The following is a 15,474-nucleotide window of genomic DNA, read 5'->3' as shown; positions in this document are numbered from 1 at the left end:
CAATAGCAATAACAAAATTATAACATTAAGAATTATGACCTTTAGCATATTTTACCATAATTTTTACAATATTCATAAAAATCACCATCTTAATTCGTTGTAATTTACGAAATCGTTATATTTGCATTTCAAATCATCGCACCATGAATCCAAAAATATTAATTATAGGCGCTTGCGGGCAAATTGGAACCGAATTGACGCATCAACTTCGAGCCCTTTATGGAACCGATAATGTTGTTGCTTCTGATATTCGAAAACTGAATAACGACGTGGTGAATTCCGGTCCGTTCGAAGTAGTCAATGCTTTGGATTTTAACCAAATTGAACATTTGGTAGAAATACACCAAATTACAGATGTCTATTTGATGGCTGCCCTGCTCTCTGCTACAGCCGAAAAAAACCCTGCCTTTGCTTGGGATCTGAATATGAATTCGTTGTTTCATGTTTTGAATTTGGCGAAAGCCGGAAAAATAAAAAAAATATTCTGGCCCTCCAGTATTGCCGTTTTTGGCCCAACAACCCCCAAAGAAAACACACCTCAATACACCGTAATGGAGCCTTCGACCGTATATGGCATCAGTAAACAGGCTGGCGAAAGATGGTGTGAATACTACCATAACATTTTTGGTGTCGATGTCCGCAGTATTCGTTACCCTGGCTTAATAAGTTGGACAACATTACCCGGCGGAGGAACTACAGATTATGCCGTAGATATTTACCACAAAGCCATAAGCGATGGTAACTATGAGTGTTTTTTGACCTCCGAAACCAAAATGCCCATGATGTACATGGACGATGCTATTGCCGCAACGATCAACATTATGAAAGCCCCAACCGAACAAATTAAAATTCGATCTTCTTATAATCTTGCCGCAATGAGTTTTACTCCAACCGAAATTGCAGCCGAAATCAAAAAACACATACCCGAGCTTGAAGTAACTTACAAACCCGACTTCCGTCAAAAAATAGCCGACAGCTGGCCTGCAAGCATCGATGACAGTCGAGCCAGAGAAGATTGGGGTTGGAAACACGAATTTGATCTGGAAATGATGACAGTCGATATGTTAAAAAATTTAAGTCCTCAATACAATACAGATATACAATAACCCAAGCATTCCTCTATTTGGGAGTGCCCCCGTTGAGAAAAAGGGGCTTACTTATAGCACCGCTTACAAAGCCCCTTTTCTCAACGCGGTCGGGCTGTTGCTGCTACTTCGGTAGCTTAGCCCATCCCTCACTCGGCTTCAGTATTCCAAAAGCTATTCTCGGTTATCGGGATATTTTCGACAAAGTAATAATCTGGTATTACAATAAAAACTCTTTGAATTATAATTTAAGTAAATTCTGAGTACTTATCAATTCTGTAAATAAAACAATAAAACATTTTATTATTCATTCTTTCATTAATTATACCCATTGATTTTTGTCAATTCAATAGGTGTTTTTACGTGGGTTTTGTATAAATTGCAGACTAGAATCAATACAGAAAGGGCATGTCAGATAGAGTTGAAGAAATAGACGTCGAAAAAAACGCAGAAAAAGCACGGTTAAAATTTAGAACCGACAACAAAGGTTGGAAAAAATGGGGACCTTACTTGACCGAAAGGCAGTGGGGAACAGTTCGTGAAGATTATTCTCAAAGTGGCTATGCATGGGGAAGCGTAACACATGATATGGCACGTTCAAAAGCCTACAGATGGGGCGAGGAAGGTATTGGAGGAATCTCAGACAATAAACAACACATTTGTTTTGCACTTGCCTTCTGGAATCAAAACGATCGTATTTTAAAAGAACGCTTTTTTGGGTTAACACCAGCCGAATCAAATCATGGAGAAGATGTAAAAGAAATTTATTTCTATCAAGATTCTACACCTACACATTCGTATCAAAAGATGCTTTATAAGTATCCTCAGTCTGCATTTCCCTATGAAAAATTAATAAAAGAAAGCAAAAAAAGATCCAGATTAGAACCCGAATATGAATTGCTCGATACTGGAGTTTTTGATAATGATGAGTATTTTGATATAACAATAGAGTATGCCAAAGCCGATGAGCAAGACATTCTTATCAAAATAACTGTAGAAAATCGTTCAAAATTAGCAGCTCCATTGACTGTATTGCCTACTATTTGGTTCCGGAATACTTGGAGTTGGGGTTATGATAAATACAAACACAAACCTACTTTAACTGGAATTGGAAAATCGTCCATAAAAATAGATCATCGTTTGGTTGGTCACTTTAATTTGTATGCAGAAAATGCCAAAGACATTTTGTTTTGCGATAATGAAACCAACTTTGAAAAATTGTATAAGTCTCCAAAACAATCTACTTATGCCAAAGATGGAATTAATGATTACATTGTAAACCAAAACCAAAATAGTATAAATCCAGAAGCTGTTGGCACAAAAGCATCCGTACATTACGATGATATTATTCCAGCAAATGGTAAAAAAGAATACCGTCTTCGATTTACAAATACAACACCAGAAGATCCTTTTGAAGATTTTAATGTTCAATTTACAAAAAGACTTCAAGAAGCGGATGCGTTTTATGCTCCCATACAAAAAGGAGTTACAGACCCAATATTAAAATCGATTCAACGTCAATCTTATGCCGGAATGCTTTGGACCAAACAATGGTATTATTACAATGTACATGAATGGTTAAAGGGAGATCCCTCTACCCCAAGACCAGATACCAATAGAAAAGAAGGTAGAAATAGTTCTTGGAAACACATGTATACTTCCAACATTCTATCTATGCCAGACAAATGGGAATATCCTTGGTTTGCAGCTTGGGATTTGGCCTTTCATACTTTGCCTTTGGCTAGACTAGATCCTGATTTTGCAAAAAGGCAATTATCTGTTATCTTGAGAGAATATTACATGCACCCCAACGGACAAATTCCAGCTTATGAATGGTCATTTTCTGATGTCAATCCTCCAGTACACGCATGGGCAACCTGGAAAGTATATAAAATTGACAAAGAAAGTAATGACGGAGTTGGAGATATCGCTTTCTTGGAACGCATTTTCCATAAACTACTGCTTAATTTTACTTGGTGGGTGAATTTAAAGGATGAAAATGGGAACAATATTTTTGGAGGTGGATTCCTCGGTATGGATAATATTGGAGTGTTCGACCGTTCTGCCGATTTACCAACAGGTGGTCACTTGGAACAAGCTGATGGTACCGGTTGGATGGCCATGTATTGCTTGAATATGTTACGAATAGCCTGTGAAATTTCCTTAAAAAACCCCGTTTATCAAGATATGGCTTCCAAATTTTTTGAGCATTTCCTTCATATTTCTGGAGCCATGCAATCTTTGGGAGACAATAAAGTAAGCCTTTGGGATGAAGAAGATGAGTTTTACTATGATATGCTACACAAACCAAATGGAGATGCCGAATCGTTGAAAATTCGATCAATGGTTGGATTAATCCCTCTATTTGCAGTAGAGGTTTTAAACGCCGAATTGTTAGAAAAATTACCAATTTTTAAACGTCGCGTAGAATGGGTTTTAAAAAATCGTCCAGACTTAGCCAATTTAGTGTCAAGTTGGTATCACCCTGGAAAAGGGGAAACCCGTTTGCTTTCGACTCTTAGAGGACATCGTATGAAAATGATCATGAAACGTATGTTTGATGAAAAAGAGTTTTTATCCGATTTCGGAATCCGTTCCTTGTCCAAACACCACAAAGACCATCCTTACAAATTTAACTTTGAAGGAGGTACCATCCAAGTAGATTACACACCTGCAGAAGCCACAGGAGATATGTTTGGTGGAAACTCGAATTGGAGAGGCCCAATTTGGTTTCCTATGAATTATTTAATTTTGGATTCATTGGAAAAATTTGATTCCTATTATGGAAAAGATTTCAAAGTAGAATTTCCAACCGATTCCGGGGATATGATGCCTATCAAAGACGCTGCTAATGGAGTTGCCAAACGATTATTGGATCTATTTATTCCGGACACCAAAAAGAATATTCCAATGTATGGAGAATACGAAAAGTTTCAAAAAGACCCACTTTTCAATAAAAACCATTTGTTCTTTGAGTATTTTGATGGTGATACCGGAAAAGGTTTAGGCGCGAATCATCAAACAGGTTGGACAGGATTGATTTCTGAAATTATTAGACATCTGCATAAAGAAGACGAATAACCTTTGACAGCTCACTAAAAAACCATCAATGAGATATTTAAAAAATCTTACTTGATGGTTTTTATTTTTCTTACATTTGGGTACTTTCAAAAACCAAACCAAAACCATTATCTAATTTTAAAGTATGACCTACATTAATCAACCTATCGAAGACCATAAAAGAACAGCAATTGTTGATATTCTAAGAGGATGGGCATTACTGGGAGTCGTCATTGGTAATTATGTTGATTATAAATTTATTGGTTTACCCTCTGATTCCAATACTAAAAACATATTATCAATAATTCTTCAAAATATTCACCAATATGTATTTGCAGCCAAATCCTGGACTTTATTGAGTGTTTTATTTGGTTATGGTTTTGCAGTTCTAATCCAAAATGTAGCAGGAAAAGGCAAGAATCCCGTTGGTTTTTTTGCATGGCGAATGTTAATTCTTTTTGCTTTGTCCTTTATTAATTCGGCTATTTGGTTGGGTGATATTTTAAAAGATTATGCTTTTCTGGGTCTTGTTTTATTATTGTTTTATAAATGTTCTGCCAAAACAATTCTTAGGACGGGCCTGTTCCTTTTACTAATTATTCCTTTTGTTTCAGGTTATGTCAATACGTTAGAATATATTGTTCCAGATGTGTATTCGGATCTTAAATATTTGAAAATGTATCATTCAGGTAACTGGTTTGATGTGTTTGAGTACAACCTATTGGGCACTTATTATGGTCAAATTCTAAATTTACCCTATGCAATAACAGTCCACATAATGATGTTTGCTTGTATGTTGTTGGGATTTTATGCTCAAAAAACTGCCTTTTTTTATCGCCTTCCCGAATTGAAAAACACTTTAAAAAAGACATTCTTCATCAGTCTAACAATTGCACTCCTGCTCATTTCTGTTTTTGAAATTGTTTTTTCAAAAGACTTGGTTTTCCCAACATATTTCAGACCTGGTTATTGGTTAGTATTCAGTACGATGCTTTGTATTACCACGGGAATTTGTATGTTGTATAACCATAATAAACTACAAACCCTTTTTGGTTATTTTAGACTTTCGGGCAAAATGACCTTGACCAATTACATCGTTCAAAATCTATTGGCTTTTCTTATTTTCTCTGGTGTTGGATTAAAATTATACGACACTTTACCCTATTGGGCTTACTTCCTTTTGGCCATTTTTGTGTTTGTCATTCAATTGTTTATTAGCAAATGGTGGCTTTCCAAATTCAATTATGGTCCTGTCGAATGGCTTTGGAGAGTGTTGAGTTATCGAAAAATATTTCCTATTAAGAGAATCACATCTGAAGCTTTTATTAAAGAACCGAAAGCTGTGGTTATTGAGAATTAACGACTTAATATATACGTATACAAGTCATTGAGAAAACGTTATTTTCAACTAAAGAGGATCTCTTTGAAAAAACCTAAATTTCTATGTTTTCTCTAATGCTGTTAGAATTGGGTAAGGGATAGGAACTAGCTACCGAAGTAGCGTGGATAGCCCGACAGCAGTAGCAAAAGGGGCAAATAAGCGGCATGGAAAGTAGCCCCTTTTGCTAGTGGTGTTACCCCCAAAAGATTATTTTATAAAAAAAAGGCTCTTTTAAAACGGTACATTTTAAAAGAGCCTTTGGTATATTTTATGAAATATTACTTCACCTCGTAAACATTATTAGCTTGCTTGACATCGGCCATTAAACCGCTTGGGTCAATGGTCATTTTCTTGATAGTTGCTTTTGGTTTTGTAATATTAAATTCAAATGTTGGGTACGCCCAAGTCCAATCGTTAAGAACTGTTCTAGTGATGGCTGGCGTTGGATTTGCTTTTTCAAAACTCATCATTCGCAATGGAATGTAGAAACTTTCTTTGGTACCATCTGTGTATTCGACTAATAGATCAATAGGCATAGGCATTCTTCCAATTCGTTCCAGGGTTACAGTTGTTTTGTCTGCGTTTTCTTTTACGTCTTTGATACCGTAATCGATCGTGTTTAAGGTTTGTGTCCAATCGACCAAATACCAATCGAGGTTGGCTCCCGAAACACGCTCGGCCGTTCTCTTGATATCGTTTGGAGATGGGTGTTTGAATTTGAAATCTTGGAAATACTTTTTGAGTGTATTTCTTAAATTTTCCTGACCAATTACGTACTCTAGTTGAGACAAGAATATACTCCCTTTTACATAAGAAGCAATACTATACGGACGGTTTTCATCATAACGATCTCCGTGTGTAGAAAGTGGTTGTTCTTTTCCTGACTCTATCAATTTATAATAGGTAGCATAATTCCCTTTGAATGGGTTTTCTTCTTTTCTGTCTTTTAAATCATTTAGAGCCAAGTCTTCGATATAAGTGGTAAAACCCTCGTCCATCCATGGGTGTTTGGATTCATTGGATGCCAAAATATGTTGAAACCAAGAATGTGCCATCTCGTGAGAAGCCGTTCCTAACATCCCTTCTGTAGTTCCGTTTCCTAGCATTAAAGTACACATGGCATATTCCATTCCTCCATCACCTCCTTGTATAAAGGAATATTGTTTGTACGGATAATTACCCACATTTTTATTATAAAAATCCATAACTCTTACCATCAAAGGTTCTAGTTTTTTCCAGTTTTCGACAACTGCGGGAGTATTTTTATAAATAAAATGCAGATCAACATTGTTGGGTCCTTTGACCACATCATGGGTATAATTTTTGTCGGCACCCCAAGCAAAATCATGTACCATTGGAGCTAGAAAATGCCAAGTCAATGTTTTTGCTTTTTTAGGATAAACTACTGTAACTCCTGCATCTTGATACCCATACCCTATTTCGTTTGGGTTTTGCAAATAACCTGAACCTCCCAAAAGATAGTCCTTGTCAATGGTGATTTTTACATCAAAATTCCCCCAAACACCATGAAATTCTCGAGCGATGTAAGGATCGGCATGCCATCCTTCAAAATCAAATTCGGCCAATTTGGGATACCATTGTGTCATCGATAATTCAATTCCTTCACTATTATTTCGTCCTGAACGACGAATTTGCAAAGGAACCTGACCATCAAAATCGAGAGTAAAAGTTGTTTTTGAATTGGGTAAAATGGGTTTAGCCAAAGTCACTTCAAGAATGGTACCCACTTCTTTGGCAACAGCGGTTATACCATCTTGCTTAAAATTGGAAATTTTAAGGTACCCAATTTCGTTGGGTTTTAAGTTTTTGATTCGGCTTTCTTTTACATCTTTGCCATCCACTTTTATTTTGGTAACCATACGTCCATCAGGATCTTTGATGGTTTGAAGGCGAGCATCCATTTCGCTTCCGGGTTGAAAAGCATTATTGTACAAATGGTAATACACGCTTTTCAAGGTATCCGAGGAATTATTGGTATAAATCAATTCTTGTTTTCCTTTGTACTGATAATTTTTCACATCCATAGTCACATCCATTTTGTAATCGGCATGTTGCTGCCAATAGCCCGTATTTTGGGCGGATAGATTCCCGAAACAAAGAGAAAAGAATGCAATTAAAAAGAGTTTACGCATGGTGTTTAAAATAAAAAATGGAAGAACACAAGCTCTTCCATTTAATTAATAATAAGTTAGTTTATTTTTTTGACATTTTTTCGGCCATCAGTAATGCATTATACGCATTGACCATTTTGGCTGATTTTGATGATTGAGCCGATGAAACTGGCAAAGGTTTTTCGTTAGGATTTGTGCTTTCGCCCAAAACAACCATCGCAGGAAGTGGAGTACCAGATTCCATCAAAATTTGTTTTACTTGTTTGGCAGACAATTTTGGGTAGTATGAACGAATCAAAGCAGCAACCCCAGCAGCATTTGGTGAGGCCATAGAAGTTCCTTGCAAGTATTTGTATTTGTTGTTTGGAATGGTAGCATAAATTTCGTCACCAGGAGCATACACATCAACATTGAATGTTCCATAATTTGAAAACGATGCAATAACATTTTCTCCATATTGATTGTTCAAAGCACCAATAGTCAGAACGTTTGAAGCAAATTCTTTTTTATTGTCTTCGGAGTCATTTGGAAAATTGGCATTTGAATCTAGATCAATATTTTCCCCATCATTTCCAGCAGCATGAACAAAAAGTACGTCTTTCTTTTCGGCATATTTTATAGCATCAAAAACCCATTGTTTGTGTGGTGAGTAACTTTTTCCGAAACTACCGTTGATAACTTTAGCTCCATTATCAACCGCATAACGAATCGCTAGTGCAATATCTTTGTCGTACTCATCTCCGTCTGGAACAGCTCTTACAGCCATAATGGCAACATTGTTTGCAATTCCGTCTCCACCAATATTGTTTCCTCTTACTTGTGCAATAATTCCCGCAACGTGAGTACCATGGTCTGCTTCTTCTTTGTCTGGACCATAAACCGTATTGTTACCATATTTGGTGTCTTTGATATCTTCTGGATTGTCACCAACCACTTTTCTGCCATCAAAGTCTTTGTTTAAATTATAGTCAAGCTGGCCGTAAACATACTTACTATATTCTGCTATTTCGGCTCTAAATGTAGGTCCTGCATTGGTAAGAATGCGAGTCATGATCATTTTGCTTTTGGTCAAATCGGGATCTGTAGTAACAATTCCGTTCAAATCTTCGATAGTATAAACCTCTTTGTTCAAATGTTTTTGAATGGATTTATCGGTAGCAGTCAAGAAATCGACCTGTTGTTTGTCTTTCATTGCTTTGTTGAATTTTTCATCATACGCAGCAAGAGCACTTTTGTAGGTCGCGGATCCGTCATCGCCTTTTTTTACAATACGAGTCATTTCTAATGTTTCATGTCCAGCATTCCCAAGAAAATTCCAACCGTGAATATCGTCAATAAAACCATTTTTATCGTCATCGATTCCGTTTCCAGCAATCTCTTTTTTATTGGTCCAAATTACCGATTTCAAATCTTCGTGATCAATATCTACACCAGAGTCTACAACGGCTACAATTACTCTAACGTTTTTCTTTCCTTTTAGTAATTCGGCATAGGCTTTGTCAACACTCATTCCTGGAATACTGTCTTTGGCCAAATCCAGATGCGACCATCTTTGCAATTCAGGCTCGCTTAATTTTCCTTTTTTGGCGGTATAATTGGTTGCTGTTTGTGCATTTGCCGAAAGGCATAAAGACAAGGTCGTAAGTAATGTTAATGCGGTTAAATTTATTTTTTTCATTTGATATATCTTTCCAATTTAGTAATCAACTCCAAAAATAGTAGAAGTAAATTAGATATTATGCAATTGTTAACGGTTTTTTGTGAATCTAAACAAGTTTACATTAAAATTTAGAACCTTAAAGTTAATAAAAACTCATTTTGTAGTAAATTTGGAAACAGAAAATAAATAAAAAACCAAATGAATAAAATCCTTCTCTATTTCAAAATAAAAGAACGAGAAACTTCGGTAAAACAAGAGGCTTTGGGTGGTTTGGTTACTTTTTTGTCAATGGCTTACATTATTTTTGTAAACCCAAACATACTGTCGATGACGGGAATGCCAAAAGAAGCACTCATTTCGGTTACATGTATTGCGGCTATTTTTGGAACTTTGTTGGTTGGGATTTGGGCCAAAGTTCCTTTTGCCATGGCGCCAGGAATGGGACTAAATGCTATGTTTGCTTTTACATTGGTTTTGGGACAAGGCGTTTCATGGCAGGATGCTTTGGGAGTTGTTTTTCTTTCAGGAGTATTTTTTACAATTATATCTTTTTTTGGTATTCGCCATAAAATTGTGGAAGCCGTCCCCCCCTCGTTGCAAGTGGCTATGGGTTGTGGAGTTGGTTTTTTTATTGCCTTTATTGGATTCAAACAATTAGGTCTTATTGTTGCTCATCCTGATACTTTGGTAACATTGGGTAAATTTACGCCTGCTGTCGTAATTGGTTTGATCACTTTATTTATAACCGTAATTTTAGAAATTTACAAAATAAAAGGAGCCATCTTAATTGGAATAATAATAGGTACTTGTTTAGGTATTGCATTTGATCCCTCTGTTCATTTACCAACTCACCTATTTTCATTACCTCCATCTATTACGCCCATTTTTGGGCAACTAAATATCCTGGGCGTTTTAAAACTAAGTTTTGCTTCCGCTATTTTTTCTTTTCTTTTTGTAAGTTTATTTGATTCTATCGGAACAGCGATTGCCTGTTCTTATGAAGCAAATCTCGTTGGTAAAAATGGCAAAATGCCTCATCTGAAAAAAGTATTGGAAGCCGATGGTATTGCAACAATGTGTAGCGGTATTTTGGGAACAAGTAATACCGTTGTTTTTATTGAATCGGCTACAGGAATTGCCAATGGAGCCAAAACTGGATTAAGTTCGGTATTTGTGGCACTTTTTTTCTTTTTGGCATTGTTTTTCTCTCCTATTATTACTATCGTTCCAGCATATGCAACAGCGCCAGCACTAGTCCTTGTTGGAATCTATATGTCCAAACATCTATCCAGAATCAATTTTACGGATTTACATATTGCCGTACCTGCATTTTTAACCATGATAATGATGCCTTTAACCTATAGCATCAGCAACGGAATTGCCTATGGTTTTTCCTCCTTTATAATCTTGGCTTTATTCACCAAAAATACCAAAGAAGTAACACCAATGATGTGGGGTGTAGGTGTTTTTTCTATCCTAAGTATTGTAATTGCACAGATGAATTAAAAAAACAAGACCTATTTCAAATCGATAAAAAATGTGGACTTTTCTATTAGAATTATTATAATCTAGCTCGTTGGGTGTAATTCATGAAATTTTTATAAAACACATAGTAACATAGACTTTATTTTAAAAAAAATATCCAAAAGAAATATATTTCTTTCACATAGAGCACTATGTGTGTTTAAAATAAGTGAAACGCCTCTTTTTTGAGCTTAGAAAATCTATGTTTCTATGTGTTTAAAATTATTGCACCCAACGGGCTAATCTACTCTTAAAAAATATCACCACAAGAGAATACTTCTTTCAATCGTACTCCTTTTTCTGTATGCTGAACCGTTATAATTTCATTGTGCGCATCGTGTTCCAAAAATAAATAGTAATTATTATCGGCAGCGGCGTTAAGGAATTTTGCTTTCTCGGGCATGGTCAATAACGGTCTGGTGTCATATCCCATGACATACGGCAAAGGCAAGTGTCCAGCTGTTGCCAATAAATCGGCGCAAAAAACAATGGTTTTGTCTTGGTACTGAATGTGCGGAATCATTTGTTTTTCGGTATGCCCATCAGCATAAAAAATTCCAAATCCTAACTCATTTGAAATTGCAAAATCAGAATCAGGTTTAGCAATAAAATGCAATTGTCCGCTTTCCTGCATTGGTAAAATATTTTCGGACAAAAAAGAAGCTTTTTCTCTGGCGTTTGGTTTTGTAGCCCATTCCCAATGGTTTTCGTTACTCCAGAATTTCGCATTTTTAAAAGCAGGCTCATATCCTGTTCGGTCTTTGTTCCAATGTATGCTTCCACCACAATGGTCAAAATGCAAATGTGTCATAAAGACATCGGTAATGTCATCGCGAGTAAAACCAAATTGAGACAACGATTTGTCCATAGAATGGGTTCCCCAAAGCGAGTAATATCCAAAAAACTTATCCGATTGTTTGTTGCCCATTCCGGTATCAATCAAAATCAATCGGCTTCCGTCTTCAATCAACAAACAGCGTGCGGCAATATCAATCAAGTTATTTTTGTCTGCAGGATTGGTTTTGTTCCAAATGGTTTTGGGCACCACACCAAACATAGCACCACCATCGAGTTTAAAATTACCGGTTTCTATAGGATATAATTTCATTTGTATAATTTAAAGTTTAAAAAACTCTGCAATTTAGCAAATCCAATAGCTTAATTATACCCTTATATAACAAATTTCTATTTTCTCATTAGTTATATAAATGTTATCAGTTATGGGAAAAAGCATTTTATATAGTATCTTTGCGGTTAATTTAGACGCAATAAAGATAAGGGGCGAAATGATTTTCAGAATTTGATTTGTTTTCAGAACTCATTCTTAGCCACTTACTTCTAAAATATAAAAACAAAACACATGATACAAGTTTCTGATACTGCCAAAAAGAAAATCATCGATTTGATGAAAGACGATGGTTTTGATGCCGCTATAGACTACGTGAGAGTCGGCGTAAAAAGCGGTGGTTGCTCTGGTTTGTCTTATGATTTGAAATTTGACAAAAACAAAGGCGAAGATGACAAAATATTTATTGACAACGAAATCACTATCGCTGTCGAGAAAAAATCATTCCTGTATTTAGCAGGAACCATACTGGAATTTTCAGGTGGCTTAAACGGAAAAGGATTCGTTTTTAATAATCCAAATGCCAATAGAACTTGTGGATGCGGAGAGAGTTTCTCTCTATAATTTTAAAAAAAAAACATGTCAAAATACACCGAAGACGACTTAAAAATTGAACTCGAAACCAAAGAATATGAATACGGATTCTATACCGAATTAGAATCGGAGACATTTCCTATTGGTCTAAATGAAGATATTGTTCGTGCTATTTCTAAAAAGAAAGACGAACCGCAATGGATGACCGATTGGCGTATTGAGGCTTTTCGTGCTTGGCAAGAAATGATTGAACCAGAATGGGCCAACGTTCATTATATAAAACCAGATTTTCAAGCCATTTCCTATTACTCAGCTCCAAAGAAAGCCGATCCAAACAAAACGCTGGATGACGTAGATCCTGAACTTTTGGAAATGTACAAAAAGTTAGGAATCTCTGTTGATGAACAAAAAATGATGAACAATGTCGCTATGGATATTGTAGTAGATTCGGTATCGGTAGCAACAACTTTCAAAAAGACTTTAGCCGAAAAAGGAATTATCTTTATGAGTATTTCCGAAGCTATTCGAGAGTATCCTGATTTAGTTCGCAAACATCTTGGTACTGTTGTTCCTCAAAAAGATAATTTTTACGCTGCATTGAATTCGGCAGTTTTCTCAGACGGATCTTTTTGTTATATTCCAAAAGGAGTTCGTTGCCCAATGGAACTATCAACGTACTTTAGAATCAATCAAGCAGGCACAGGACAATTCGAAAGAACTCTTTTGGTTGCTGATGAAGGCAGTTATGTTTCATACTTAGAAGGATGTACAGCTCCAACTCGTGACGAAAATCAATTGCATGCTGCGGTAGTAGAATTGATTGCTTTGGATGGCGCCGAAATAAAATATTCTACGGTTCAAAACTGGTATCCAGGGAACAAAGAAGGTAAAGGAGGAGTTTTCAATTTTGTGACCAAAAGAGGATTCTGCGAGAAAAACGCGAAAATCTCTTGGACACAAGTAGAAACCGGATCTGCCATTACTTGGAAATATCCTTCAGTGATTTTAAAAGGAGACAACTCAATTGGAGAATTTTATTCGATTGCAGTTACCAATAATTACCAACAGGCCGATACGGGAACCAAAATGATTCATTTGGGTAAAAATACCAAATCAACCATTATTTCTAAAGGTATTTCTGCTGGAAAATCGCAAAACAGCTATAGAGGTTTGGTTCAAATTGGAGCAAGAGCAGAAAACGCGAGAAACTTTTCGCAATGTGATTCTTTATTAATGGGGAACAATTGTGGAGCGCATACTTTTCCTTATATCGAAAGTAAAAACCCGTCTGCCAAAATAGAACACGAAGCAACAACAAGTAAAATTGGAGAAGACCAAGTTTTCTATTGCAACCAACGTGGAATTCCAACTGAAAAAGCAATTGCGCTTATCGTAAATGGTTTCAGTAAAGATGTATTGAATAAATTGCCAATGGAATTTGCTGTTGAAGCACAAAAATTATTGGAAATTTCTCTAGAGGGTTCTGTAGGATAGCTTAATTTTGAACAACTTAATTCATAAATTATGGAAACTAAAGAAAAAAGAACCAGACAAGACGAAATAATTGAATACTTATTGAATAGCAAGAAAGACAAGAAGAAATACGAAATGACGTTCATACCAAAGAATTTCAGGATGCGGTTAAAAAACTCAAAGCTAAATTGAAATTAAAAGAAGATGCAGTATAATTATGATTTTTTAGGTGGTCGAAATAATAGTTACGTTTTTGTAACTCAATTGGGGATTACTTATGAAATAAAATTTTAACCTTCATCTTACATAAATCTTTTCGATGAAAATATTTCTGATTTTATATTTGAATTTGTCATAGAAGTTGCAATAAACGAAACGGGGAAAAATCCGCCTTTTAATATAAAAGTATCAAGAACAATTGCTCAAATTTTCAAAGAATTTTTGCTAAAACACGATAATAATATTGCTCTTTATATTTGTGATTCATCAGATGAAAAGCAAGAATTAAGAAAAAGAAAATTTGACGAATGGTATGAAAAATATCAAGACAATACATTCGTAAAAATGAATGAAAAATTAAAAGATTCAAACGGAAATTTTTATTTAATTACGATGATTCTTCAATATAAAAATCCAAGAAGAGTACAAATAATAGATGCTTTTTTGAAATTAGCAGACGATAATAACACTGAAAAATAATATAATGTTATCAATAAAAAATTTACACGCCTCAATAGGCGACAAAGAAATATTAAAAGGGATAAACCTTGAAGTAAAAGCAGGAGAAGTTCATGCTATAATGGGACCAAATGGTGCTGGTAAAAGTACACTTTCGGCTGTAATTGCTGGAAATGAGAACTACGAAGTAACCGATGGAGAAGTATTTTTGGACGGAGAAGATCTTGCCGAATTAGCTCCAGAAGAAAGAGCGCACAAAGGTGTTTTTCTTTCGTTTCAATATCCAGTGGAAATTCCAGGAGTTTCGGTAACCAACTTTATGAGATCGGCAATTAACGAAACTCGTAAAGCTAAAGGTCAAGAAGAAATGCCAGCCAACGAAATGCTGAAATTAATCCGTGAAAAATCGGAGTTATTAGAAATCGACAGAAAGTTTCTTTCACGTTCGCTGAATGAAGGTTTCTCTGGCGGGGAGAAAAAAAGAAATGAAATTTTCCAGATGGCAATGCTAGAACCAAAACTAGCTATCCTTGACGAAACCGATTCTGGTCTTGACATCGATGCTTTGAGAATTGTTGCCAATGGAGTGAACAAATTGAAAAGCGACAAAAATGCGGTATTAGTAATTACACACTACCAAAGATTATTGGATTATATCGTTCCCGATTTTGTACATGTACTTTACAACGGAAAAATTGTGAAATCAGGTGGACCAGAATTGGCACACGAACTTGAGGATAAAGGATACGACTGGATTAAACAAGAACAAGAAGCTTAAAATTTTGTTTAAAGTTTAAAGTCTAAAGTTATCGTGCGATAGC

At 35.7% G+C, this 15,474-nt stretch carries 12 protein-coding genes; 9 read left to right on the top strand and 3 right to left on the bottom strand.

What is annotated here, in order from left to right:
- The first annotated feature begins 143 nt into the window (after window positions 1–143).
- From AC8GF4_RS01610 to AC8GF4_RS01600, 3 genes are all read left to right on the top strand, one after another.
- Window positions 144–1,106, top strand: a complete 963-nt coding sequence (locus AC8GF4_RS01610) for an L-threonine 3-dehydrogenase (protein ID WP_506592131.1) — start codon at window positions 144–146, stop codon at window positions 1,104–1,106.
- 387 nt (window positions 1,107–1,493) lie between these two features.
- A complete protein-coding gene (locus tag AC8GF4_RS01605; RefSeq protein ID WP_506592129.1) occupies window positions 1,494–4,166 on the top strand; it encodes an MGH1-like glycoside hydrolase domain-containing protein in 2,673 nt (890 codons plus the stop codon).
- Window positions 4,167–4,290: 124 nt separating this feature from the next.
- Entirely contained in the window at window positions 4,291–5,505 is a 1,215-nt protein-coding gene (locus AC8GF4_RS01600; RefSeq protein WP_506592127.1) for a DUF418 domain-containing protein, read from the top strand.
- 299 nt (window positions 5,506–5,804) lie between these two features.
- On the opposite strand, the gene AC8GF4_RS01595 is transcribed toward AC8GF4_RS01600, so the two are convergent.
- Window positions 5,805–7,679, bottom strand: coding sequence for a M1 family metallopeptidase (locus tag AC8GF4_RS01595; protein WP_506592125.1), 1,875 nt, complete (start codon window positions 7,677–7,679; stop codon window positions 5,805–5,807).
- A gap of 61 nt (window positions 7,680–7,740) precedes the next feature.
- Entirely contained in the window at window positions 7,741–9,336 is a 1,596-nt protein-coding gene (locus AC8GF4_RS01590) for a S8 family peptidase (RefSeq protein ID WP_506592123.1), read from the bottom strand.
- A 180-nt stretch (window positions 9,337–9,516) separates the two neighbouring features.
- Here AC8GF4_RS01590 and AC8GF4_RS01585 point away from each other — a divergent pair, with 180 nt between their 5' ends.
- Window positions 9,517–10,824: an NCS2 family permease gene (locus AC8GF4_RS01585; RefSeq protein WP_506592121.1), complete on the top strand. Its 1,308-nt coding sequence runs from the start codon at window positions 9,517–9,519 to the stop codon at window positions 10,822–10,824.
- 268 nt (window positions 10,825–11,092) lie between these two features.
- Here the strand turns inward: AC8GF4_RS01585 and AC8GF4_RS01580 are convergent, their stop codons facing one another.
- Window positions 11,093–11,950 carry an MBL fold metallo-hydrolase gene (locus tag AC8GF4_RS01580; protein WP_506592119.1) on the bottom strand — a complete coding sequence of 286 codons (858 nt, stop codon included), beginning with the start codon at window positions 11,948–11,950 and terminating at the stop codon, window positions 11,093–11,095.
- Window positions 11,951–12,202: 252 nt separating this feature from the next.
- Here AC8GF4_RS01580 and AC8GF4_RS01575 point away from each other — a divergent pair, with 252 nt between their 5' ends.
- From AC8GF4_RS01575 to sufC, 5 genes are all read left to right on the top strand, one after another.
- Complete coding sequence (locus AC8GF4_RS01575) at window positions 12,203–12,532, top strand: HesB/IscA family protein (RefSeq protein ID WP_506592117.1); 330 nt, start codon at window positions 12,203–12,205, stop codon at window positions 12,530–12,532.
- Window positions 12,533–12,547: 15 nt separating this feature from the next.
- Window positions 12,548–13,996: a Fe-S cluster assembly protein SufB gene (gene sufB, locus AC8GF4_RS01570; RefSeq protein ID WP_506592115.1), complete on the top strand. Its 1,449-nt coding sequence runs from the start codon at window positions 12,548–12,550 to the stop codon at window positions 13,994–13,996.
- 30 nt (window positions 13,997–14,026) lie between these two features.
- Complete coding sequence (locus AC8GF4_RS01565; RefSeq protein WP_506592114.1) at window positions 14,027–14,167, top strand: hypothetical protein; 141 nt, start codon at window positions 14,027–14,029, stop codon at window positions 14,165–14,167.
- A gap of 114 nt (window positions 14,168–14,281) precedes the next feature.
- The gene (locus tag AC8GF4_RS01560; protein WP_506592805.1) at window positions 14,282–14,674 is read left to right on the top strand and encodes a DUF6169 family protein; all 393 of its coding nucleotides are present in this window, start codon (window positions 14,282–14,284) and stop codon (window positions 14,672–14,674) included.
- A 4-nt stretch (window positions 14,675–14,678) separates the two neighbouring features.
- On the top strand, window positions 14,679–15,431 hold the full coding sequence (sufC, locus tag AC8GF4_RS01555; RefSeq protein WP_506592112.1) for a Fe-S cluster assembly ATPase SufC: 753 nt from the start codon (window positions 14,679–14,681) through the stop codon (window positions 15,429–15,431).
- The last annotated feature ends 43 nt before the right edge of the window (window positions 15,432–15,474 follow it).

This window comes from Flavobacterium rarum (SeqCode), from assembly GCF_965234445.1.
GTDB lineage: Bacteria > Bacteroidota > Bacteroidia > Flavobacteriales > Flavobacteriaceae > Flavobacterium > Flavobacterium rarum.
The sequence above is the reverse complement of the archived record's forward strand: the minus strand, read 5'-3'. Positions and strand labels throughout refer to the sequence as shown.

Excerpts from the sequence above, each read along its gene's own strand:
- AC8GF4_RS01610 (WP_506592131.1), top strand. The coding sequence starts at position 144 with ATGAATCCAAAAATATTAATTATAGGCGCTTGCGGGCAAATTGGAACC.
- AC8GF4_RS01605 (WP_506592129.1), top strand. The coding sequence starts at position 1,494 with ATGTCAGATAGAGTTGAAGAAATAGACGTCGAAAAAAACGCAGAAAAA.
- AC8GF4_RS01600 (WP_506592127.1), top strand. The coding sequence starts at position 4,291 with ATGACCTACATTAATCAACCTATCGAAGACCATAAAAGAACAGCAATT.
- AC8GF4_RS01595 (WP_506592125.1), bottom strand. The coding sequence starts at position 7,679 with ATGCGTAAACTCTTTTTAATTGCATTCTTTTCTCTTTGTTTCGGGAAT.
- AC8GF4_RS01590 (WP_506592123.1), bottom strand. The coding sequence starts at position 9,336 with ATGAAAAAAATAAATTTAACCGCATTAACATTACTTACGACCTTGTCT.
- AC8GF4_RS01585 (WP_506592121.1), top strand. The coding sequence starts at position 9,517 with ATGAATAAAATCCTTCTCTATTTCAAAATAAAAGAACGAGAAACTTCG.
- AC8GF4_RS01580 (WP_506592119.1), bottom strand. The coding sequence starts at position 11,950 with ATGAAATTATATCCTATAGAAACCGGTAATTTTAAACTCGATGGTGGT.
- AC8GF4_RS01575 (WP_506592117.1), top strand. The coding sequence starts at position 12,203 with ATGATACAAGTTTCTGATACTGCCAAAAAGAAAATCATCGATTTGATG.
- sufB (WP_506592115.1), top strand. The coding sequence starts at position 12,548 with ATGTCAAAATACACCGAAGACGACTTAAAAATTGAACTCGAAACCAAA.
- AC8GF4_RS01565 (WP_506592114.1), top strand. The coding sequence starts at position 14,027 with ATGGAAACTAAAGAAAAAAGAACCAGACAAGACGAAATAATTGAATAC.
- sufC (WP_506592112.1), top strand. The coding sequence starts at position 14,679 with ATGTTATCAATAAAAAATTTACACGCCTCAATAGGCGACAAAGAAATA.